This is a genomic window from Pseudodesulfovibrio senegalensis, assembly GCF_008830225.1.
Taxonomy (GTDB): domain Bacteria; phylum Desulfobacterota; class Desulfovibrionia; order Desulfovibrionales; family Desulfovibrionaceae; genus Pseudodesulfovibrio; species Pseudodesulfovibrio senegalensis.
On record NZ_WAIE01000001.1, the window covers coordinates 1,012,998 to 1,035,564 of the forward strand.

Genomic DNA, 22,567 nt, shown 5'->3' on the forward strand with positions numbered 1-22,567 from the left:
CCCCTGAACCGAAACATGAGCCTGAAGTCGCCGAGACCCCTGTACCTAAAAAGCCTGTGTTCAGGCCATTGAGTGAGAGTGAGGCTGCTGTTGCTGCCCGGAATATTTCTCCGCTTGTTCAAGGGATTCCTTCGTGGACCGCGTTCGGGGCAGCCATGGAAACGAGCCTTGACTACCTGCTCAAAAAGGACAGGGATGCCGTGGCCGTGGAAACGGACGGCATGGACGTCACCTGGGGTGAGCTTGCTTTGAGCATGGTTGAGTTGCTGGAGTTGTTGCCTGATCTGGACGCGGAACCTGGGCTGCTGACCCGGCATTTCAGGTTGTTTGCCCTTGAACCGCCGACGTTGCTGACCGGTTATTATGAGCCGTGGATAGAGGCTTCCCTCGAGCCCTCTGAAAAGTACCCATATCCACTGTATGGAGTCCCTTCTGACTGCAAGACCATAGACCTTGGTCAGTTTCACCCTCGCTGGAAAGGGCAGCAGCTCGTGTATCGAATCAATGGCGATGCCATTGAACCGTACCCGGACAGGAAAGATATTGATGGTGCAGCGGCGCTCAAGGGATTGGGAGCAGAAATAGCGTATGCCCGCAACCTGATGGATGTTTTTCTGCTGCAGGTGCAAGGGTCCGGTCGGCTTGTTCTGCCGGATGGTTCGGTGCGCCATATCCTGTATGCGGGAAAGAACGGTCACCCGTATGTTTCACTTGGACGACTGCTCATTGATGAGGGGTATGTGCCGCAGGAGGAAATGAGCATGGGGCGTATTCGGCAGTTTGTTGCCGAAAACCCGGTTGTCGGCAGGGAGATGATGTATCGCAACCCAAGCTATGTTTTTTTTCGGCTGGCTGAAGAAGGACCTTTCGGAAGCATTGGGCAGGTCCTGACCCCCATGGTCAGTGTGGCTGTGGATCGGCATTATGTTCCGTTGGGGAGCGCCCTGCTCCTTTCCGGGGGCATTCCCCGTATCGGAGGGGGCGAGCGCGAATTTTGTTCGCTGGTAACGGCGCAGGATACAGGGGGGGCCATCAAGGGGACCCGGTGCGATTTGTTTTGCGGCACTGGCCCGGACGCCGAATATCTGGCCGGCCATCTGCAACATGATGCCTCGTTGTATCTTCTGGTGAGTAAGCGGGTTCTGGGAAAGAGGACAGATGTCCGTCAGCAGTAGGTCGGGGGCTTGCTGCCCTGTGAGATAACCCGTGAGGATGCTCGTACCCTGCGTGAATGGAATAATTGGCTTATGCTTTTGTCATGCCGGTTGCCTAAATAAACATGATACGTTTTGCATCATGTATGGTCTTCTTTGGTGATGCCGATGATGGGTATGCGTCGGCTCTGATTTGTTTGATGGTATTTCCCGAACAGTCTGTGTTGCTCATTGCTGCTGCTTTTTTTTGGTCAATATCAATGAATGGTTGCCGTGTCGAAGACGGAGCGTGTATGCCGTGTGGCGTCTTTATGATCCCATTGTCTGCGCTTGAATGTGGTGCCATATTTGTATAAGCAGTTTCTCTCAGCAATATTCATGCGTTTGGAGGGAAGTATGGCAAAATATGATGAGCTGTTTGACGGACAGTGTATGGAAACATTGTTTCCTCCCCAGCGTACCGAAGATTTTTTCGATGCGCTTTTCGGAGACGCGGAAGAGGGGAGTTACGACATAGCCTTGGCCTTTTCCGGGGAAAGGGATGAGGCCCTTGATTTCGAGTTTCAACTCAGACAGAGACCGGGCAAGTGTCTTGTTTGTAGCCTGACCTATGGATTGCCTAAGGTTTTTTCTCGGCATCCCGTGATCAATGTGCAGGGGTTGGCCGAGAAGATAGCCGCCCTTGCCGGCAAACAGGGGCAAGTGAGCTGGAAGCTGGGCATGACCGATGAGCGGACAGATGGACTGCATGTCATTCCATTGAGTGTTGAAGTTGCTTGATTGATTTTTGCACTGGTGAAATATGAGCCCGCCGCATTAGGCGGGCTTTTTTGTATCCTTTTTTACTAATTGTTGGTTTTTCATTTTTATGTAAATGGAGCTGACCGTAGCATTGATTTATGGGTGTATTTGCCAACAAGTATTATCGCAGGGGTGGGGTATGTGGTGTCGATTCCTTTTGTTGTTTTTTTGTATTGTTTGTTTGAATATTCCTGCTTATGGAGCTGTTTTTACGGTTTCCACGCAGCAGGAGTTTGTCGCAGCGCTTGAGGGGACTGCCATAAACAAACAGGATGATGAAATACGTATTTTGTATGGTGCTGACATACAATCCGTAGAATATGAACGCGAACCGGGGTACAGCCTGCGTATAGTGGGCGGGTTTGCCAATGACTTTACAGAGCGCGTGTATGCGTCGAGCAGTGAGAGTTCAGTCGTTGCGGAAATTCATTCCGGCATTCCTGAACCACAAAAAAGTACTACGGGACCTGTCCCCGATTCATCGATATCGGCAAAGCCTGCTGCCGTGACCTCTTCAGTCATTGCCACGGGTGGTACGGAGGTGGTGCTGGGCGTGCCCGGTTACGAGTGGCGGCACGGTTGCGGTCCCACGGCCGTTGGCATGGTCGCCGGATATTATGATATGCGCGGGTACGACGATCTTTTTGACGGCAGCGCATCGTCCCAAACCGACGGAGTGAATCAGGGTATTGCTTCTCAGCACAACTCCTCGAATCCCGGACATTATGAGGACTACAGCCAGCCTATTGATTCTTCTGGTAGCCTGCAAAATGACAAATCTGAACCTGGTGAAATCGCGCACGATTCCGACTGCATCGCGGATTTAATGCGTACCTCGTGGAGCGTGGACGACATGCGATATGGATGGAGTTATTCCAACATGATCGCCCCTTCCCTTGTTTCCTATGCCGCGCTGAGGAATCCCGGGTACTCGGTGACGACCACAGAGTATTATATGAGCTACAACCCGCAGTTGACATGGGATGTGTTCACCGGCGAAATCGATAATAACAGGCCCATGGTGTTTCTTGTGGATACCAATGCCGACGGATCTACTGATCATTTCGTGACTATCGTCGGGTATCGTGACAGCCCGAGCCGCCAGTACGGTTGTCTTGACACGTGGTCTCCGGCGAGTTCTGTGCGTTGGTGTAATTTTGAGCCCATGGGGTCAGGCGTGTCATGGGGTGTGTTCGGTGGGGCCGGGTTTGAATTTGCCCCATTGGACAGTGCTGTGAGTCTTGCCCCGGTTTACAATATCCTTCTGGACGCCATTGACTATTCACCTATCGAGGTCAATGCTCCGGGACCCGATTCTTCGGTATGGCGTTATGATAGTCATCCGCCCATGGCATGGAACAGTTCGTTTGAAGGAACGCAGGTCCGTTTTGAACTGTTTCGCAATGGTGTCAGCCTTGGTGAATATGCCGGCTGGCAGGACAATGACGGTATAGGCATGCGTTCCACACCTGTTGATGCTTCCTGGCCCAATGGTGATGGGTATCGTTTAAAAATGTTTAGTGATACCGGGACAGTAGGGTGGAGCGGGCCGTTTGCGATTACGGAAAATATTGAATAGGGATGGCCTGTTCAAAAGCCCCGGAACGCTTGTCGCGATCCGGGGCTTTTTTTGTTGTTTGTGGTGGCTCTAGTATATTTTGCGTCGTGAAAAGCTGGAGCCAAGTACCGAGAAGGTGTTTTCCACGATAAACAGTGCGTTCTCGTCGTGGGTGAAGGTGATTTCTTCCAGCTTTTTGAGCTGCACGTTGTTGACCACCGTCATCAGCACGTTTCTTTCTTCACGGGAAAATGCCCCGAACCCTTTCAGGAATGTTGCACTTTGCTTGAGTTGGTAGAGGATGTCGTTGCTGATTTCTTCGGCGTTCCTGGAAATGATGAAAACCGTTTTCCGCTGGTTGAACAGGGAAAGGGTTTGCTCCACCACGATGGAGGTGATGGAGATCATTATGAGCGAGGCGATGACCAGATCCAATTCGAAAAAGTACATGCCAAGGCAGAAGAGGACTGCGTTGAAACCAAGGTACACCCTCCCTATGCCGAGGTTGAAGCGCTGAAAGAGGAAGACGGCAATGACATCGAGACCGCCGTTGGAGCCGAGTGACCTGAGCACCACGCCCGCACCAAACCCCGTGACAATCCCGCTTGCTATGGCCGCATAGAGTTCATTTTGAACGGCAAAGTTGAAATTGATCCATTGATAAAAAAGCGTCGTTGTCGCTGTTGCATAGGCGCTGTAAAAGAAAAAACGTTTGCTGACCTTGAACCAGGCAAAAACAAAGAGCGGAATGTTCAAAAACAGGTTTATCCAACCCGGGCTGAACATATCGGTCATGTAGTAGGTCAGCGAAGCCAGGCCAAATACTCCTGCCGGAATGAATCCGTGAGGAATGGCAAAGTTTTTGATGCCGATGCAGACGATAAAAGTTCCTGTCGTTATGAGCAGGAGGTTCCACCAGACGGAGTAGGAAAAATCGAGCCGAAATTGTGGTCCTTTACCGAGTTCCGATCTGCTTGTACCAGACATTCATGCTCTCCAGTTTGCCTCCGATTTGTGTGTTGTTGTGAAGGGTGCCGCCAAATGCATATCCGGCGCGGGCAAATACAATATTCATTCCATAGCTTTCGGCCCTGGCGATGGTGAAGGCCGTCTGGATTCCCAGTGACGGCATTTCCTTTTCCATGTGGGCCAGCAACAGGCCGGCGGCTCCCTTGCCTCTGAAGGCAGGCAAGGTAGCAAAGTCGGTCATTTCAACGCAAGCCCAATCTTTGTCCATTTCAGCAGATGCTGCAGCCACAAGATTCTCATCTTGAAAGATGCCATAGAAAATGACGTTTTCTTCCATCATCTGTTTGAGATAGCCTGGATCATTGACCGGAAACGGATAGGACTCGAAGACCGTGTCATAGAGTTCGGCCAGTTCTTGGGCATTGCCGGTGGCAAGGCGTTGTATTTGGTGTGTGGATGTTGGGCTGTGGGCGGTTTCCGATTTTTGATCGGCGCACTCCAATACCTTGGTAATACGTTCTATGTCCCGCGGTATGGCGCGGCTCTGGTCCAGATACTTGCTCATGAAGTAGCCCGCAACCTCGCCTTTGTACATGCCGGGCACGCGGGCTTCGTCAATGAAGCCCCGCGCAGTGAAGTGCCCGGCTTTGTCGGACGGTACTTTGGCAAAAAGCTTGGAGTAGCCGTTATCCCGTCCGAGAGCGTATATCTTATCCACGACCTCCGGGAGGTCGTCCTTGTCGAGTTTCAAGATGTAGACACGGTCGTTGGCCGGACCGTGCTGAACGACTGTTTTTCCCAACCGTACCACTGCATCAGGCCGCATCGTCCCTCCGTCCTATGCGTTCGTTGTCTTCCGGGGTCAGGCTTGTGGTGTCGTCCCAATCCGAAAGGAGTTTTTCTACGCCGATAGCCTTCTCTTCGCCGTCGTCTTCCTTGAGTTGCAGATTGCACTTGGAGCATTCGCGGTCGCAATAGGTGGCCTCGTACGCTTCGGGTTCGTTGTACGTGGTGATCACGCCCTCGTAGTTGCGCAGGACGATTTTGTTTGTGCCCCACGAAACGATATAGTTAGGCATGACGGGAATCTTGCCACCGCCTCCGGGTGCGTCCACCACATAGGTGGGAACGGCAAAACCGCTGGTGTGCCCCCGAAGGCTTTCGAGGATTTCCATGCCTTTGCCGATGGGAGTACGGAAATGGGTCAGTCCTTCGGACATGTCGCATTGGTAGAGGTAGTAGGGACGTACGCGGTTTTTGACCAGTTTCTGGTTCAGGGTCTTGATCAGTCGCTGGCAGTCGTTGACCCCGGCCAGCAGGACGCTTTGGTTCCCCAGCGGTATACCCGCATCGGCCAGCTTTGCCAGGGCACGACGGGAAGATGCCGTGATTTCACGCGGATGGTTGAAGTGGGTATTGATCCACAGCGGGTGGTGCTTTTTGAGCATCGCGACCAGCTCGTCGGTGATGCGATACGGCAGCACCACGGGCGTGCGTGTTCCGATGCGCACCACTTCCACATGTTCAATGGCGGATACTTGTGTCAGCAGCCAGTCCAGTTTTTCGTCGGAGAGCAGGAAAGGGTCACCGCCGGAAAGCAGGACGTCGCGCACTTGCGGGGTGTTGCGGATGTAATCGAGGCCCGCTTCAAGGTTTTTGCGTGATGGAATGGAATCCACATCGCCCACTTTGCGTTTGCGCGTGCAGTGTCGGCAGTACATGGCGCATGTGTTGCTGACGTGAAAGAGAACACGGTCCGGGTAACGGTGTGTAATTCCGGGGGCCGGACTGTCCTTGTCCTCGTGCAGCGGGTCAGCCATGTCGTGGCGTTCAATCTTCAGTTCCTTGGGGCTGGGAAAAGACTGCATGAATATGGGGTCGTTGGCATAGTCTTCCGGGTCAATGAGCGAAAGGTAGTAGGGCGTGACCGCCATGGGGAATTTCTTGAGGGTCTGTTCATAGATACGTTTTTCCTTTTTGGGGAATTTAACGTTCAGGACCCTTTCGAAATCGTCAATGTTTTTGATGGAATGACGTACGTGCCATTTCCAGTCGGTCCAGTCGGACTTTGACGTGGATTCATCCAGTGAATCAGCTACTTCCTGTTGGTGTTCGTTGAATATCGGCATATTTTTCTCCTTTATGTTAAAGGATTTGGCTAAGGAATTCCTGGGTTCGCGTTTGGGTCGGCGTATCAAAAACCGTGTCCGGGGTTCCCTGTTCCAGAATTACGCCTTCGTCCATAAAGGCCACGGTGTCGGCCATTTCGCGGGCGAATCCCATTTCGTGGGTAACCACCATCATGGTCATGCCGTCTTCGGCAAGCTGCTGCATGACCGAGAGGACTTCTCCGACCAGTTCAGGGTCAAGGGCCGAAGTCGGTTCGTCGAAAAGCATGACTTCCGGTTCCATGGCCAGTGCCCGGGCAATGGCCACGCGTTGCTTCTGCCCGCCGGAAAGCGTTTCCGGATATGCGGTTTCCTTGTCGTCCAGTCCGACTTTGGCCAGATAGTGGCGAGCAAGTTTTCTTGCTTTTTTTTTGGGGATTTTCTTTACCTGTGTGGGGCCTTCCATGACGTTACCCAACACAGTCATGTGCGGGAAAAGATTGAAGTGCTGGAAGACCATGCCCACGCGGGAGCGCAGTGCATTGATGAACTTGTCTTCACCAGTGACAAGGTCGCCGGATATTTTTATTTTACCCTTATCATATGATTCCAAGTAGTTCACGCAACGAAGCAAGGTGCTTTTGCCGGATCCGCTAGCGCCGATGATGACCACCACTTCCGAGGGCATGACGTGCATGTCGATGCCCTTGAGCACATGAAGGTCACCGAACCATTTGTTGACTCCAGAGATTTCAATGACAGGTGCTTCCTGCATGATGGCCTCCTATGCGGTGCTGACATCCAGCTTTTTTTCGATTTTGTGGAACAGTCCGCTGAATATTGCCGTGTAAAAAAGGTAAAACAGGGCCGCAATGAACAGCATTTCCATCATCATGAAGTTGGACGAGGCAAGTTGCTGCGATTTGAGCAGCAACTCGTTGATGGTAATGGTGCTGGCCAGCGAAGAATCTTTGAGCGCAATGATGAATTGGTTGCCCAACGACGGGATGGCCCTCTTGAACGCTTGGGGCAATATGATGCGGATCATTGTTCGCGGATATGTCATGCCCAGACTGCGTGCGGCCTCCATTTGGCCGTCGGCGATGGATACGATGGCTCCGCGAAAGATTTCCGCTATGTAGGCACCATTGTGAACGCCTAAGGCCAGTACCGCAGAGGTGATGGCACTGAATCCTGCCAGGCTTCGCAATCCGAAATAGATGAACAGCAATTGAAGCAGAAGCGGTGTCCCCCGGATAATATAGATGTACGCCCGTGCCGGGAGGTTGAAAATTCGGCGAGTGGAGATGCGTAGAAAGGCTGTTCCCAGTCCGAGTACCATTCCCAGAAAAATGCCCAGCGCAGAGACTTTGAGCGTCATCCATGCTGCGGGCAGGAAATAGGGAAAATACTTCGGAACCGCGGCTATGTCGAAGTACATTGTTTATCCTGTGTATTTGAGTGGAGAAAAATCGGGCGCGGCGGTGCGTTTACCGCCGCGCTCCCATGAAAGCGTTGTTTACTGAACGGTGATGTCAGTTTTAAGCCATTTGATGCTGAACTCGGAAAGGGTGCCGTCTTCATGCATGTCGGAAAGAATGTCGTTGACTTTGTTCAGCAGCGGCTCTTCGCCCTTGCGGAAGGCCACGGCAATGCTTTCGCTGCGGAGCGGCGATCCCAGCAGGGCGATGTTGAACTTTCCGGAGTTCATGGCGTTGACGCCCACGACGCGGTCGGTGATCACGCCGTCAACAACTCCGTTGGAGAGTTCCATAAGGGTCTGGGTGTCGTCTTTGTAAAGCTTTACATCCCCGGCCCCGAGCTTGGTGGCATCGTCGGCAAACGTGGTTCCGGTGACCACGCCTATTGTCTTGCCCTTCATGTCGGCAGGCTTGGCGTATGAGGAACCTTTGCGAACGACGAGTTGAGCGCCGGAATAGTAGTAGGGAGTGGAGAAGTTCACTACCTTGAGCCGCTGTTCTGTAACGGCCATGCTGCCGAGAATGCCGTCGTAGGCACCGGAGCGAAGTCCTTCGATGATGCCGCTCCATTCCGTTGTCACAGGTTTGAACTCGACACCGAGGCGCTTGGCCACTTCCTTGGCCACGTCCACATCAAAGCCCACGAGCTGGTTGTCGGAATTGTAGAAATTGAACGGGGGGTAGCCGCCACTCATGGCAAAGCTGATTGTCTTGGTTTCCTTGATGCGGGACAGGGCATCCTGTTTCTGTTCGGAACATGCACACAGAGAAAGCAGATAGAGCGTGGCCGCGCAAACGGCCAGACAGCGCAACAAGGTTTTCATGATGTCTCCTGTTTGTTTTTTGAGATAGCAATTTTTCCGCATGGTAATAAACTGCTGTTTTTGAAATTCGGTTTGCTTGCTTTTATGTCTTTTACTTATGAGTGTGACTTCAGCAACAATCGAAAAGATAAAGAATCAACTGCAATGAAACCGAAGTAGCCATGAGTCTTTTTTTGTTTTTGCGGTGCTTTCAAAAAAAGTCATGGCGCGTAAACGTGATTCGTTGTTTTCGCGAGTATTAGACACAACAATGGCATCCCTGATCAAGGGGGCGAATCAGGTATGCTTCGGGTATTCGGGTATACCCGACAGTTAGCCCAGGGAGGGTTTTTGGCGCAGGTATTGGAAGAGTGTGGTTTTGTTGCCGCGCAGTTTCAGTTTTTTGCGGATGTTCTTGCGGTGGGTCTGCACGGTTTCAAAGGACATGTTCAGGAATTCGGCAATCTCTTTGCCGCTGCGGCCCAGCTGGATGAGCTGGCAGACCTCCACTTCGCGGGGGGAGAGGCGCAATAGCTCGGGGTCGAGTTCGCCGGTGCCGTCATCGGCGAGATCCACAAGCTGTTCCTCGATGATGGTCTTGTAGCCTTCGCGGATTTCTGCTGTGTCGGCTTTGGCGATGCGCTCCAGGGCGGGCAGCATCTGAGCCTTGACCTGGTTGCTGAGGTTTTCGCGCAGTTCCTTGCGGTCTTCTTCCACGGAGCGGATGACCTGTCGCAGAGCTATGTCCATCTGCTTTACCTCGGCCTTTTTCTCACGCAGATCCTCGCGCAGTTCTTCCTGCGTGGAAAGATCGTGCAGAATTAATTGAAAAAGACTGTGGTCGGTAAAGCGGATCTTGCGCAGGATCGCCTCCACGGGAAAGGCATCGTCCTCACTGTCCAGGGCGACCATTTTTTCGGTCAGGATTTCCTTGGGGCGAATGTTTTTCATGGATTGGAGCACGGCTGTCCTGAATCGTCGTCCGAGAATGGTCGTCACGGCATTGCCCGCAAGAGTCTGTCCTTTGGCCGCGTATGTCTCCAGCGCTGCGGTGTTGGCCGTCAGTATGGTTCCGGATTCGTCCATGAGCAGGGTCGGGTCTTTTGCCGTGTCAAAAAGCGCGTTGAACAGGGTGATGGAGTCCGACCACGCGGTGATGTTGTCTTCCAGCCGTTCCTCGTATGTTTCGTAGAGGGCCTCGATGGGGCGGTTGTCCGTGGCAATGACCACGAATCCGCCCTGCGCAGCAAGCGGTGGCGCAACAGGGATGATTCGCAACAGGAAGCTCCTGTCGTTTGGGCAGGGAATTTCGTGAATCTGGAGCGGCGCGAATTTGTCGAGTGTCTGATCGAGCGACCCCGTTCCCAGCGCGAGGTATTCCCAGAAGGGGGTGTTTTGAACCGGGCTTTGGGGCAGATAGCGCAGCCGTGTATTGTTCGAGCTTGTGATCAAGCCCTGACCGTCTACAAAAAGGATGACGTCGTTGAGGGCCTCGGCAATGTCGCTCGGATCGGTGGGCGCGGTGAATGTGTTTTCCTGTTCAGTCATGTTCGGCCATGATTTCAGAAAAAACGGAACCCTTCAACCGTGGGGAGCGACGATATCTGTGAGCCGACTATTTTTTATAAGTAATTTGCCCGTCACATATGGTTACCGCAATGGGCAGTTTGCATTCCCTTTTTTCCAGGACGGATATTTTCCCGGAAAAGATGACAAAGTCCGCAAGCATTCCGGGTTTGATGCTTCCTTTTATGTTTTGGCTGTATTCCGTGAACGCCGGACCGGTGGTATATGCCGCCATGGCTTCAGAAAGCGTCACGGACTGTTTTTTTGCCCCGTTGTACCAAGGTTCTCTGTTGATCGCATGGTGGATGGCTGTGGGTACATCACACGATACGATAGGCCAATCACTCCCGAAAACCAGGGTTGCACCGTTTTCAAGAGTTCCCTTCCACGCAAAAGCCGTATCCCATTCGTTTTTGGGGATTTTGGTATGCCACATTGTCATGGGAGGTCTCTCGTGAAGGGGCTGCATTGAGGCTATCACGAATTCTTTCCCGAATCGGGGAATATCTTCGGGACTGCAGGTTTCGATGTGTTCGATTCGGTGCGGAATCTTATGGCCACGTTTGCCATCAACGGCACTGTTGCTGATTCTTGCCGCTGAAATGGCATCCAGCATGGCCCTGACAGAACCATTGCCGATACTGTGGGCTGCCACCTGCATTCCCAGTTTGTCTGCCAGAATGAGCAGGGCGTTGAGGTGAGTCTGTTTGAATTCCGGGATACCCGGCGATGGTTTTTTGTCGAGCAGGTAAGCCGTATCTTTTTCTATGACTCCGTCCATGAATATTTTCAATGTGTCCAGGCGAATTTTTGCATGTTGCCCGAGATGTCGGGGCATGTCGCCACTTGCGTGGGGGTTCTCTCGTTGAAGATGTGGGGCTATGTGTTTTCCATGAACGGTATCTCTGATGTGGGCAGAGGCCTTTTCTATTTTGTCTATGCTTGTCTGTTTTGTTTCCGGTTTGATGGCGGTAAGTTTTTTTTCGGGTTGCCCTTGTCTGTCTGCCCCTGTTGCTTTCAGCAGTTCCAAAAGTTCTTCGTGGAGTTGTTCAGCTGTGATTTTTTGGTTGCGGGCCTTGGTCAACAGACAGCGGGCAGAGTGTCCGGTAATGATATCCTTGAGCATATTGTGATCGTCAACGACTGAAAATGAAGAGTTGACCCTGATGGACAGGCGTTTTTGCTGCTCCAGCTCCAGGAGCAGGAGCAGGAAAGAAATGTCCTCGGCAGGTTGGGCCAGGGACATGCGATGCACCCCGGTAATCCCCCTGCTCGCCAGTTGATTGCAAACCGTTTCAAGGTCGTTGAGTTGTTGTGTGATTGAATGCGGGTATTTGGCCTGAAGTGGTCCATCGAGAAAGTAGTAAACTTCGGGTTCCCTGAATTCTCCGGTGGGAAAGCCGTCCGCGTCAATGACGATTTTTTGCTGCAGGTCCAGTTCTTCGATCATGTGTGGGTACGGTGGCATCGGATGCAGCAGGTCGGCCTGCTCAATCGCCTTGGTGTTGCCCCAGGCGGTATGCATGTCGTGGGCAAAGACCACGACAGGTTTATTGCTGACGATCTGGTCAAGGGTCTGGCGGCAAGTGGCGGCTGGGATTATGGGGACATCATAATAATGCAGCCCAAAAACGTAGAGGATGTCTGCATCGTTGTTTTTTTGGGCATGGGCTATCAGGCGATTGTTGAAGTCTGCGGCTGTTTGTACATCCTCCACATTCAGCGTCCCAATACGTTGCATGGCGACATCAAGGTGGAGATGGGAGTCGACAAATCCGGGGGTGACCGAGTTACCCTGAGCGTCCAGGATTATCGTGTTTTCCGTTGTGACCTCGGCAACTTCTTCGGGCGTACCTACCCGGGTTATGATGTTTTTGCTTACGGCGATGTCCACGATTTGGAAATTGTCCAAAAGTGCGTTCTTCACAATCAGGTCGGCTTTTGATGTCGGTGAGAATTGCAGGGGCGGGGCAATATGTCCTTCGGTGTCCGGAGAAAATTCTTCGGGACGCAGCTCCTCCCTGCCTGTTCTCATCAGTTCGGAGAGTGTGTTGGTCAAAGTCTGGCGCAGCACGGTTTCAGGCCTTTTAGGACAGTTCATGGCGAACCCCTTCCGGTTTCAGTGATAATCAATTTTTTTTATGCTGGTTGATAACGGTAGCGTTGTTAGCAAGTTATTCATCCGATGGATAGGTGGTTTGCAATGTTCAAAAGCTTAACCCACAGGTGTTTTCTGTGCGGCTTTTGTTGCATTATTGTGTTTGTGCAGAGCTTCGGATCACCTTTGTTGGTCCGTGTATCATGAGTGTTGTCCGATAGGAGGGCAGAAAAAAGCGACCAGTTGTGTTGCAACTGATCGCTTTTGTGTTGGTTGGCTTGGTGCCCGGAGCGGGAGTCGAACCCGCACAGTATTGCTACCGAGGGATTTTAAGTCCCTTTTAAGCATGAGGTTTCTGTAGGGTTGTGATTCGTATGCACCTAAAATAATGAAATTTTAATTCTCATATATTCTCATTGTGTCTCAGTGTTTCTTGTTTTTTGTGTCACTCAGTTGTCAATTTAATTGTTTCCAGAATTTCATCAAGCGTCAACCCGTGGCCGTTGAGTTTGGACTGCATTTGGATTCTGTAATCTTTGTCGAGTTTGTCGAACTCGTAGTTCTGAACGCTCAACATGCAGGTTAAGATCAACAAGGGGTCAATGTTCTCGTAATCCTCAATGTAACTCCAAAGGAATTCTGAAAGTGCCTCAAAGTTTGAGAAATGATATTCTTCAGGGCACCACCAATTCCAAGTGTTGGGGTTGTCGGGATATGCTTTGATTGAATTTTGGAGGAGTGCTTTGTCTTTCTCGGTCTGCATTACTTCATGATAGTCGAACGACGTCTTGTAGAGTTCGTTCGAATCGAGTTTGCTGGGTGTCCATGATATCCAAGATGTTGCTGCTACAGCTTTAAATCCAGTTAGTATTTTGTTCCTGTCTCCGGACATTGCTGCCCAGAGCGGTGGGTTGTCTTCTTGATCTAAATCTCTGGCAAATAGTTCGTAATGCCAATCCTCCCATATCGCAGGGGCAAGATAGTCGCCGTTTACTGGGGGGCCATAGGTAAAGATATCTGCTGTGCCTGGCCAAAGCCCGTCCAGTGCGCTTACAATTTTTGCTTCGACTCCCCTGAGGCCTCGGAGCCATCTAGACCATCTTCCATTATCTATAGGTTTTGGGTGTGATTGTTTGTCGCTGGCTGCCAGTTTAGCAAGGTAGTCAGAACTTGTACGGCTAAGCGCGAATGTTGAGGCTGTTCCGTCGGTATTCGATGCCATACATGCACAGTTGTAAGCCCAGGTTTTTGCCTTCAATCGATCTATTGGAGTGGTTTTAGGTCTTGGCATGTTGTGTTTATGACATATGTCTTAAACCGGGTCAAGTGAGCTTCTTTAGGGCAATTACTCACTCATTCTCAAATCTGTATCTTTCTTCTCAAGGAATCCAATTAACGGAGAAGAAGATGGCTCATCGAGTAAAAAAGCAAGTAGAACAAAAGATTTATCTCTTTAAGGATATGTGCGTCTTATTGGGGATGTCCGACAGATCTCTGTACTGCATTCTGAATCGCAAAAACTGGGAAGTAATTCCTCCACCTTTTAAGCTCGGCGGGAAACTGGCCTGGCTTGTTAAAGACGTGGACAGGTTCCTAGAGGAAAAGGCTGAAGCTGCGATGAAAGAAGCTGGGCTTGTTTGAGGAGTACACTGATATGCGAAGAGTGAGAGCTCCTTCCGTTGCAGCTACTGGTAAGCATTTTTCAAATATGACTTCACATCAATTGAGTCTCTTTTCGTGGGATGTTGGAGAGAACTATTCCAACATAGTTGAGTTATACAATGAGATCCCGAAATACGTTCATAATGTGTCTACGGCAGAGAGTCATCTTGAGTCAAAGGAGCGGTCGTTTAAAGTCGGTGGCAAACTCTACAAGGTAATTCTTCATCCAGCCCGAATTAAGATTCAGGATCCAGAAACCGGTAAGTTAGCCGGTACCAAAGAGATGTTTATTGGGACCCGTGAAGAGTTTGTTGAAGATGCGATTATGAAGATTGCTATTGAGAACAAATGCCTTTTCGAATTGAAGGACACAACGAGAGTGTTTGTCACAATCAGACAAATTCAAGAAGAGCTCAAACGAATTAAGCGCACCTGTAGCTATGAGGAAATCAAGGAAGCAATTCAGGTTCTAGGCGGTGCAAGAATTATTCTAGAGGACGAGAATGGAGATGCTGTGGCCGGAACAAGCACGTATCCAGAATTTCAGCTTTCTACGGAGAGCAAGGATGGTCGCGGGTATGTCCAGCTTCATCCTTTAGTCTCTGAATACATCAAAGTGGGGCTTTACCGACAGATTGATTATGAGCTTTGCATGAGGTTTAAGAGTCGGTACGCAAGAAGAATTTTCAAGTTCTTGAACCTCCGTTTTAGTGGAGCGCGATACGGCCAACCTCCGATTGACATCTATCTTAGGGCGTTCATAGGGCGACATGGTTTTACGCTTTATTCGAGACTTTCAGACAACGCGAAACAGTTTAAGGTTGGGCTACGTGAACTAGTCAATGCTGAAGTTCTTGAGTCTTGGGCGGTTGAAAGAAAGAAAGGGCTGAATTCTGATTATGTATTCAAACTTATTGTCCACTCGAAATTTTCCCTCTCAATGATGAGAGCAAATGGAATAAAGAAAGGGGTTCAAAAGAAGTTGGGTAAGGCTGGCAATGGTTAAGGATGGCTTCCCCAACAAGGGCTGTTTAAGGATGGTCTCCCTGATTTTCCACATTTCAACAGGAGTAAGGTGCCGCAAGGGGGAATATGAGAGTTGTCAACAGGCCCGAAAATTAAGGAAGAGTTCCCTTTTGAGAAATATCATTAAGGAAGACTTCCCTCAACCAGGAAGACCGTTAAGGATGGCTTCCCCGAGTAATCGGGATTTAAGGAAGGTTTCCCTGAATGTTTAAGGAAGGTTTCCCCAAACGCGATGTTGCATCATATTATATATTCTTATCCTATTTCTTACCCCACTTACCCAAGAAAAGAAGAGAAGCAGAACGGTTTGGTGACTCCAAAAAAGGACCGCCAGAAAGCTGCCTACCGGCAGCGGCGGGTTACGAATGAAGTCGGCTTCGCCTCCAGCGCCTTCGGCGCGAAAGGCAGCCAATGAAAAAAGAAAGAAGCCAAAGGACCACCACATGAATAAATCAGGTGAAAATGAATGGCAAAGGACGCTAGCAGTCAATCATGTTTTGAGCGCTTTCTCTAATTGCGATGAGAATGGGGAAAAAGTTGAAAATGATGATCCATCTCTGTTTGAAGATCCGGCTTATTTTTTATGCTGGAAAACAGGAACATGGAAACTCGTGGATGTGGACGGTAAGCAGACTGATCCTGAGTTTGAGGAGAAGTTTCTTGTTGATCGAGCTGCATTCGACACTCAGGAGGGGGATATTGAAAGCCTGATTGGCCTTGCCGAGAGGCTATATCGGATTGAGGCAATGTCGAAAGCTGAAGTCGAATGTCTTGGAAAGCCCAAACATAAGGGCGGATGTTGGGTGAAGACCACGGGGAGTTTTTTGGGCAGCAGTTCGTGTCTTTGCCGAGCTCAGGAAGGTAAGCTCACCTGCCAGGTACACGAAGAGTTTGAAGAGGCCTCTAGGCTGTTCCTGGAAGCGTTGGAAAGATCTTCGAAGTAAAGGCGGTGGAGATGTCCTTGATCTTCGAAATGGCCCTTGATGATGAGCCGGAACGGGCAAATCAGGTGCGAACATATCGGGGAGAGCTCGATTCGCGCCTGAGGGCCTATGAGAGTCCGTATAAACCTCCCTACAACCATGACTTGGCGCATTTTCAAAGGCTATCACCGTCGGTCAAGTGGAACGCCTATTACTCTGGCAATTGCCACAATCTGCTGACCTATCAAGTCTGTCTGGCAAGCTGGTGCGTGCTGCCTGGTGCTGATCCAGAACGATTTGCATGGGATGTTTTGATGCAGATTTGCCAACGGACAGGAGAGGATCTTTGGAAGGCGGATATACCCGGTATTGAGCCTCGTGAATGGGCTCGTTTTGCTGTGCCGAACTGGCCATTACTCGCGATTGAAGACGCACAATCAGGTCGTGGGGGCGTGGATTTTCATGGCGCATTTGAAAGGTGAATCACGAGTAGTTTTGATATTCGCGGTAGGCGGTATTCGTCTACCGCGAATATAGGCTTATGGGACAAATTTGCTGCGAGAAGCATGACATTTTGAGCCTGCGAAAAATGGCGTGATTCACGCCGCGGATTTGGGCCATAAGCCGCCTAATCCCCTCTGTGAGGGGAGCTGCCCGGCAGGGCAGAGGGGAGGCTTGGAAAATCAAAATACACATCAATTGGGGCTGTCAAAGTGGATTTGAGGCAAGCTGAAATCATGGCTCGAAAGATCGTTGGTCGGAGCCTCAAAGCAAGTACACGGAAAGGGTATCTGAGATCATTTCATCAGCTCGATGATAGAGGGCTCACCCCGCAAGAGTATGCGAATTCGATGAGTCCGAAAAAGGCTCTTAGCAAGCGCAGGTACTATCCACTTAAGGCCGGCTATCAATACGGATTGGCCGATTTGATTGTCAGGCAACTTGAACAGGTGAAAGTGTTGCGAAGGATCTCCGAGGAAGGAGCTTTGGAGCAAGCTGAGCATCTTGAATCCAGAGTGTTGACCAACGCACGCCTGCTTGAGGAGCAGGCCCCAGATTATGACCGGCAGAGAAAGCGTGATGGGCGGCCTTCAGCACATCCAAAAGTGCAAGTAAATGAGAAGCCACGAAAGAGTAAACGTCAATATTTGGGTAGACTGAATAAATCTATTCCAAATTGGCAGATGGAGTTGTTCAGGGCTATTCCTCAGCAACACAGAATATTAATTCTTGTTTTGGCTGTGTCGGGTTGTAGGCCTGCGGAGTTATATCCGGGAAGGGATCTCGGCAAAGGCTTAGTGTCTGAAGGCGTACAGTTGAACATAGAAAACAATAAGCTTGTTTTGACATTTCACGGCGCCAAAACAGGCCAAGGCTATGGGCAGGTGAAACGCGAACTAATGATTTCACCCGTTTCAGTTTTGGAGCACGGACTCTATCGTTTGGTGCTGAAGGAGGGGGGAGCTCTCAGCGTTGAACCTGCAGCGAGTGATAGGGCCGTTCGAGGGGCTGTTGAACGTGCTGTGATTAAGGCTCTGGGGAAGCGATGGAAAGGTAAGGTCTCGATGTCGACTTTCCGGCATCAGTTCGCTGCTGATTTGAAGGGAGCTGGTGTCGCCAAAGAGCAAATAGCCTTGGCTATGGGGCATTGCTCGGATCGAACTCAAGGTCATTATGGGGTGGCCCGTCAAAGGCAAAAAGGAAGCAAACGTGGGCTCGTGCAGGCGACGGGATCACAGCCAGTAAAACGGCGTGTGTTGAAGCCTGCTTCGAATGAATCTCCGCGATAAATATGTGACTCACGCTTCCGGTGTTCGCCAACAACGAAATCATGGGGTAACGATGGCAATGACGAAGTAAAGCCGCCCACAAAAAAATGTTCAAGCTGTGATTATCGACTTTGGCAGAGAAGAGGGGAGCCGTGGCAGATTTTACTCCGATTCATCCTGGTGAGGTTTTGTTGAAAGATTTTATAGAGCCTTTGGAGGTGAGCCATGACAAGCTTGCTGCAGATCTTTGTACTTCTGAACAGCATATGGGCGAGATCATCACTGGGAATCGCTCAATTACTGTTGAAACAGCCATGCGTTTGGCTAGTTTCTTTGGGACTAGCCCGCAGTTCTGGTTAAATATGCAGCATCAGTATGATTTGGTTGTCTTTCAAAAAAATAATGGTGGCAATGGATGCTGACTCTCTCAATAGGCTTGCCGTTGGCTTTGATCATAATGATCGCCATCACTTTGTTTCATTTGGTGAAGCTCCGAAATATAGAGCGATTTGACCGTGGTCTATTTGCCCTGCATCGCTGTCAGCGATTGGCTTTTCATCTTTTTTTCAACAATTTTGAGAGGCTAGATAGGTGTGGGTTCTTGGCTCTGCAGAGAGTTTGTTCATTGTTGGAAGCTTTGATTGAGGAATATCGAGCTGGCAAAGGTGTTACATGTTCTGACTGTGAGAGGCTAAAAGAGGCTTATGAAGGAACGTTGTCGAATGAAGTGTGTCAGCAGCCGCATCACTGGTTGAGGCTGATTCGCGAAATATGTGACTCACGCTTCCGGTCTGTGGATGATTTGGAAAGTTGAGGGGGGAGACCTTTTGCATTTTTTTACCGCCGACGAGCATTATGGTCATACGAAGATCCTAGAATACGAGGATCGTCCCTTTTCTTCGGTCGAAGAAATGGATGAGGAGCTGATTCGCCGCCATAACTCCGTTGTGCGGTCGAGAGATACCGTTATTCACGCCGGAGACTTTGCTTTCTGCAAAACGCGGGAGCTGGCCCAGGAAAAGTATATTAGCCGGCTCAACGGCAAGCATGTATTTTTGTATGGATCACATGACAACTGGCTTGGGCCGCGTCGAGCTCCGGACATTCACACGGTCCAGGTCAACAAGCAGCTCGTTGTGATCTGCCACTACGCTATGCGAGTATGGCCACGATCACACTACGGGAGCTGGCACGTTTATGGTCATACCCACGGTAAGCTCGAATCCTTTGGCCTCTCTTTGGACGTGGGCGTTGATTGCCATGACTTTTACCCGGTGTCTTTTCAGCGGCTTCAGGAGCTATTTCGTGATTAAGCATATTCTCGCGGAGCAAGTTCTTCCAGGCTGGATAGCCAGTCTGGTTGATGCTGAGGATCATATCAAATGTCAGGAGGCGCTACGTGCTGAATTTGAGCAGCGCGTGGAGGCTTTAGGCCTGTCTCTTTCCAAAGAGGCCTACCGAGACTCACAGATTCATGGCGATTGTCGTGAGTTCCAACGCTTGAGCCTGTTCGTGAAGTACCACGCCAGCTATGGCGCTTGTGGGCTATGTACGAAAAAGCACTGGCTGGCGATCTGGACGTTCCCTAATGGGAAAGGGCCTACAAATGAAATTGAATTTGCGAGGGAAGTGGCCAAGGCCTTTGACCGGCGCTATCAAGATCTAGGGATTTTGTCTCTTCCTCCGGAGTGGTGGCAGATATGATTTTGATTGTAGGTGATCTTCATGGGGATTTTGAAGCCCTCAATGATTTAATAGAAGACAAACAGCCTGATGCCATTTTGCAAGTGATGACGGTGAAAAGTTTGAGGATACCTATTATTGGGAGGGGCCAAGCGAGCACATTCATACTAAGCTTCAGGAGGAAGTATGTCGAGATTAGCACTTTGTGATCGGAGCATCGAGCTCCCTTCTCTGATGAAGAAGCGGGAGAACTCATTGATAGGTATTTTGAGGCTCGAAGTCATCACGACGACAAGGGTGCTGAAAGGATAGCCAACATGTTCCCATTAGCTCCTTCTGTGGCCAGGGCATTTAAAAATGCCTACGGCGTAGACTACATCGAGAATTGTGGGCAAGACTTGTCACAAACGTAGAAGGCCTTTGGCGATGATTGGTTTGACGAATAGCCATACATACGAAGTGGGCTTAGTCATCCAATTTTATGTCTACTCAAAAAAAGCATCTAAAATCTTCAATGTGAACTATATTAGGCTGGTGTCTTTCGATGAAACATACGCTATTACCATCAACCTCTCCCCAGAATGTGTTGACATATAAAACAATTTTGACCCTAGAGAAGGTTAGGCCATTTTGAAGAGGCTCCCAGATGTTATCGAAGATTTCATTGGGGAGGCTTATCTGTAATGAACCACATCTGTTGTCTTTAGCGTTATTTCCAAGGATTAATGTTCCTTCGAGTGATTCGTTATGTAAAATGTTGGCTTCTATCTTGTCGAAAATTCTATGTTTTTTAGTATGCGGATCAAATCCTACAATTTCTCTTCCTATATTGCCAACTGCTTGAAATCGTTTGTTGTAATTGCACTCAGGGTGAACTGAGTTTTTGATTGTTTTCTGAGAAGCTGTGTCATCAAAAATGCAATTGACCCCAAGAGAGGCCTGAGTGAAGTTTAGGCAGAGAGAGAGGATGTCACGCTTTTTTTCAATCGTGCATTTTTTGTTTTTTTCAATCAATATCAAGTCATAGGCGTCGTCGGTGAGTTGGATGTATTTAACCTGGCTATTATCTATCAAGTCTTTTGTTCGTACTTGTTGCATTTTTTTGTAACCATTTTCTGTAGGTTGGAATTTTTTGGTATTTGTAACGGTTGGTAGAATGTTTAAAAATCACCAATTTCATTATATGTGAACTGGATGTCCTGACTAATCAATCCCCATACGTTTTTTAAGGTCGGCCACCATTTCATCACTCGTGTCGTAGGTCATCACAGTTTTGCGGACTTCTTTGAGGTCCTCAGGCGTCAGATTAAATCCCTCTATTGCGCATGATGCTAAGGCGTCCTCAAGAACACGCTCACGGCGTTTCATTTCTTCAGGTGTGAGTGTTGTGTGTTTTATGACCATCAATTGAGCCTGATAGTTAAATTTGTCATATATTCTTTGTTTCCAATTTTAGGTCGAGGGCTTTCAGGACTTGAAGAAACCATGCAAAGCTAAACGTTCCACGGTTCAATTTGAGTACGATGCTGTTTCTCGTCTCATTGACTCCTAGCTCCGTCAGTCTTTTTTGCAATTCCACCGCATTTACTCCATTCGATGCCATCAAGCCTTTCACGGTGTTGCGGGCTAATTCGTTCCACTCATTTTTCATCACAATTAAATACATGGTAAATTGTGAAATCACAAATGAATTAATCATGTCATTTTTGAGTTGAGATGTCGTGTCGAATATGACATGATAGTGCTGAATTTAACGCGAAAGGAGGCCGGAAGTGCAAAGCTATAGTTTAAAGGATTTTAAAAATGTGAACGCTGCAGAGTTTGAATTGTTGGCTGATCAAGTTGGTACTTTTGTTTTAGATCAAAGCGAGTTGTGTGATCTTCTAGATACGGCAGGGCAGGAAGCTCAGGAGACGGACGTGTATAAAAATCTCCTAGGCATTTTCTTACGCAGGGAGATTCTGGGGACAGGAAAACCGGGAATCGGCAATGCGTAATCCTGCAGACTCAGGAGGGATGAGGGATCAAAAGAGAAGGGGCTCAGTTTGTTCTGAGCCCCTTCAATTTTGCAATTTGGAGTCTCAAAATTCCAAAAATATGGCGACAAAATGGGAATTTGTGATGACAAAACACATTTCTCTGACGACAAATCTTGAATTTCATGTGTCGGATTTAAGATTTTGGAATTATTGAAATTTTGTGTGGTTGTGTTATGCTTTCAGCATTTAGCTCGTTAAATTTTGAATGGAGAATGAAGGATGAAGATTGTCAAAAGACTTATTGCTTGGGACGAGCATCGTTCGCTTCAAAAGACCATCGGAAAATTGATTTGCGGGTTGATTCCGGCGAAGCCAATCGCGCTCGACGATCCGGACGCACCGGACATGACGGACTGGAAAGAGGTCGAGAAGCATTGGGGCTTCACCGAAGAAGACAGGCCCCGCATTATTCGGGGCTATCAGATCGAAATGTTGCTGGCTCTTGTGCCGGCCTTCCTGGCTATTCTGATTATTTGGAATCAATTCACAACGTTTGGTCAGGAATGGAAAGGATGGTTCACTGTGGTAGGACTCTTCTTTCTTTCCTGTCTTATCATCTGTTCGCGGTGGTGGCGTATTTGGATGATGAAAAATAAAAAATTTCAGCCACTTTCGATGTGGCTTGGAGTCGAAGATGATGAAAAATATCGTTAAAGCATGGACCTCTTTTCTCTTCGTGGGACATGTCGTTCTCAATGTGTTGATTTCTTTTGTCTTGTCCTTCTACGCGGTTCTTTATTTATGGTTTCAGTCCAACGAAACGCACTGTTATAACTTGTTGGGAAATATCATATTATTCTCCATTTGGATCGCAGCCTGCCTCTACACACTCCCCATGCTTTTTTGGAGTGTTTTTGTTTTTCCCCGAAACTCCGAGTCCAGGTACAACGCGTGGCTTTTCAGAAAGGGAAAGTCCTCAGATAAGGC

General features: G+C 49.3%; 25 protein-coding genes. 13 read left to right on the forward strand and 12 right to left on the reverse strand.

The genetic code is table 11. From position 1 onward, the window contains the following. Nucleotides 1–155 precede the first annotated feature (155 nt). The 3 genes from mltA (at nt 156) to F8A88_RS04665 (ending at nt 3,534) form a co-directional block, all read left to right on the forward strand. Nucleotides 156–1,175, forward strand: coding sequence for a murein transglycosylase A (gene mltA / locus F8A88_RS04655; protein WP_241667340.1), 1,020 nt, complete (start codon nt 156–158; stop codon nt 1,173–1,175). A gap of 375 nt (nt 1,176–1,550) precedes the next feature. Further along, on the forward strand, nt 1,551–1,934 hold the full coding sequence (locus tag F8A88_RS04660; protein WP_151149913.1) for a pancreas/duodenum homeobox protein 1: 384 nt from the start codon (nt 1,551–1,553) through the stop codon (nt 1,932–1,934). Nucleotides 1,935–2,094: 160 nt separating this feature from the next. Then, the gene (locus F8A88_RS04665; RefSeq protein ID WP_161598338.1) at nt 2,095–3,534 is read left to right on the forward strand and encodes a cysteine peptidase family C39 domain-containing protein; all 1,440 of its coding nucleotides are present in this window, start codon (nt 2,095–2,097) and stop codon (nt 3,532–3,534) included. 69 nt (nt 3,535–3,603) lie between these two features. On the opposite strand, the gene F8A88_RS04670 is transcribed toward F8A88_RS04665, so the two are convergent. From F8A88_RS04670 to F8A88_RS04710, 9 genes are all read right to left on the reverse strand, one after another. Next, entirely contained in the window at nt 3,604–4,500 is an 897-nt protein-coding gene (locus F8A88_RS04670) for a YitT family protein (RefSeq protein ID WP_151149915.1), read from the reverse strand. Next, nucleotides 4,469–5,308: a putative beta-lysine N-acetyltransferase gene (gene ablB, locus F8A88_RS04675; RefSeq protein ID WP_151149916.1), complete on the reverse strand. Its 840-nt coding sequence runs from the start codon at nt 5,306–5,308 to the stop codon at nt 4,469–4,471. Before ablB ends, F8A88_RS04670 begins: the two co-directional genes overlap by 32 nt. Next, the gene (kamA, locus tag F8A88_RS04680) at nt 5,298–6,611 is read right to left on the reverse strand and encodes a lysine 2,3-aminomutase (RefSeq protein WP_151149917.1); all 1,314 of its coding nucleotides are present in this window, start codon (nt 6,609–6,611) and stop codon (nt 5,298–5,300) included. The genes ablB and kamA overlap by 11 nt, the downstream gene beginning before the upstream one ends. 16 nt (nt 6,612–6,627) lie before the next feature. Then, a complete protein-coding gene (locus F8A88_RS04685) occupies nt 6,628–7,365 on the reverse strand; it encodes an amino acid ABC transporter ATP-binding protein (protein ID WP_151149918.1) in 738 nt (245 codons plus the stop codon). A 9-nt stretch (nt 7,366–7,374) separates the two neighbouring features. Beyond that, nucleotides 7,375–8,031 carry an amino acid ABC transporter permease gene (locus tag F8A88_RS04690; RefSeq protein WP_151149919.1) on the reverse strand — a complete coding sequence of 219 codons (657 nt, stop codon included), beginning with the start codon at nt 8,029–8,031 and terminating at the stop codon, nt 7,375–7,377. Between the two features lie 78 nt (nt 8,032–8,109). Further along, nucleotides 8,110–8,895 (reverse strand): ABC transporter substrate-binding protein, encoded by a 786-nt coding sequence (locus F8A88_RS04695; protein ID WP_151149920.1) that lies wholly within the window; start codon nt 8,893–8,895, stop codon nt 8,110–8,112. Nucleotides 8,896–9,207: 312 nt separating this feature from the next. Further along, complete coding sequence (locus F8A88_RS04700; protein ID WP_151149921.1) at nt 9,208–10,422, reverse strand: LuxR C-terminal-related transcriptional regulator; 1,215 nt, start codon at nt 10,420–10,422, stop codon at nt 9,208–9,210. Nucleotides 10,423–10,489: 67 nt separating this feature from the next. Further along, nucleotides 10,490–12,541 carry an amidohydrolase gene (locus tag F8A88_RS04705; RefSeq protein WP_151149922.1) on the reverse strand — a complete coding sequence of 684 codons (2,052 nt, stop codon included), beginning with the start codon at nt 12,539–12,541 and terminating at the stop codon, nt 10,490–10,492. A gap of 442 nt (nt 12,542–12,983) precedes the next feature. Further along, nucleotides 12,984–13,760, reverse strand: coding sequence for a hypothetical protein (locus F8A88_RS04710; RefSeq protein ID WP_151149923.1), 777 nt, complete (start codon nt 13,758–13,760; stop codon nt 12,984–12,986). Between the two features lie 185 nt (nt 13,761–13,945). Between F8A88_RS04710 and F8A88_RS04715 the strand changes: the two genes are divergently transcribed. From F8A88_RS04715 to F8A88_RS04750, 8 genes are all read left to right on the forward strand, one after another. Beyond that, nucleotides 13,946–14,179, forward strand: coding sequence for a helix-turn-helix transcriptional regulator (locus F8A88_RS04715; protein ID WP_151149924.1), 234 nt, complete (start codon nt 13,946–13,948; stop codon nt 14,177–14,179). Between the two features lie 13 nt (nt 14,180–14,192). After that, entirely contained in the window at nt 14,193–15,206 is a 1,014-nt protein-coding gene (locus F8A88_RS04720; protein ID WP_151149925.1) for a RepB family plasmid replication initiator protein, read from the forward strand. Nucleotides 15,207–15,669: 463 nt separating this feature from the next. Beyond that, nucleotides 15,670–16,170, forward strand: a complete 501-nt coding sequence (locus tag F8A88_RS04725; protein ID WP_151149926.1) for a hypothetical protein — start codon at nt 15,670–15,672, stop codon at nt 16,168–16,170. A gap of 17 nt (nt 16,171–16,187) precedes the next feature. Further along, on the forward strand, nt 16,188–16,631 hold the full coding sequence (locus F8A88_RS04730; RefSeq protein WP_151149927.1) for a hypothetical protein: 444 nt from the start codon (nt 16,188–16,190) through the stop codon (nt 16,629–16,631). Between the two features lie 255 nt (nt 16,632–16,886). Then, nucleotides 16,887–17,939: a site-specific integrase gene (locus tag F8A88_RS04735; protein WP_151149928.1), complete on the forward strand. Its 1,053-nt coding sequence runs from the start codon at nt 16,887–16,889 to the stop codon at nt 17,937–17,939. Nucleotides 17,940–18,070: 131 nt separating this feature from the next. Further along, on the forward strand, nt 18,071–18,340 hold the full coding sequence (locus F8A88_RS04740) for a HigA family addiction module antitoxin (RefSeq protein ID WP_151149929.1): 270 nt from the start codon (nt 18,071–18,073) through the stop codon (nt 18,338–18,340). Nucleotides 18,341–18,715: 375 nt separating this feature from the next. Continuing rightward, the gene (locus F8A88_RS04745) at nt 18,716–19,231 is read left to right on the forward strand and encodes a phosphoesterase (protein WP_151149930.1); all 516 of its coding nucleotides are present in this window, start codon (nt 18,716–18,718) and stop codon (nt 19,229–19,231) included. After that, on the forward strand, nt 19,224–19,622 hold the full coding sequence (locus tag F8A88_RS04750; RefSeq protein WP_151149931.1) for a hypothetical protein: 399 nt from the start codon (nt 19,224–19,226) through the stop codon (nt 19,620–19,622). The genes F8A88_RS04745 and F8A88_RS04750 overlap by 8 nt, the downstream gene beginning before the upstream one ends. A 468-nt stretch (nt 19,623–20,090) precedes the next feature. On the opposite strand, the gene F8A88_RS04755 is transcribed toward F8A88_RS04750, so the two are convergent. The 3 genes from F8A88_RS04755 to F8A88_RS04765 form a co-directional block, all read right to left on the reverse strand. Then, entirely contained in the window at nt 20,091–20,699 is a 609-nt protein-coding gene (locus tag F8A88_RS04755) for a hypothetical protein (RefSeq protein WP_151149932.1), read from the reverse strand. A gap of 105 nt (nt 20,700–20,804) precedes the next feature. Next, the gene (locus F8A88_RS04760; RefSeq protein ID WP_151149933.1) at nt 20,805–21,005 is read right to left on the reverse strand and encodes an antitoxin VbhA family protein; all 201 of its coding nucleotides are present in this window, start codon (nt 21,003–21,005) and stop codon (nt 20,805–20,807) included. A gap of 25 nt (nt 21,006–21,030) precedes the next feature. Further along, complete coding sequence (locus F8A88_RS04765) at nt 21,031–21,300, reverse strand: DUF6471 domain-containing protein (protein ID WP_151149934.1); 270 nt, start codon at nt 21,298–21,300, stop codon at nt 21,031–21,033. 73 nt (nt 21,301–21,373) lie between these two features. Between F8A88_RS04765 and F8A88_RS04770 the strand changes: the two genes are divergently transcribed. Both F8A88_RS04770 and F8A88_RS04775 read left to right on the forward strand, forming a co-directional pair. Next, nucleotides 21,374–21,598: a hypothetical protein gene (locus F8A88_RS04770; RefSeq protein WP_151149935.1), complete on the forward strand. Its 225-nt coding sequence runs from the start codon at nt 21,374–21,376 to the stop codon at nt 21,596–21,598. Nucleotides 21,599–21,859: 261 nt separating this feature from the next. Further along, nucleotides 21,860–22,294, forward strand: a complete 435-nt coding sequence (locus F8A88_RS04775; RefSeq protein ID WP_151149936.1) for a hypothetical protein — start codon at nt 21,860–21,862, stop codon at nt 22,292–22,294. The last annotated feature ends 273 nt before the right edge of the window (nt 22,295–22,567 follow it).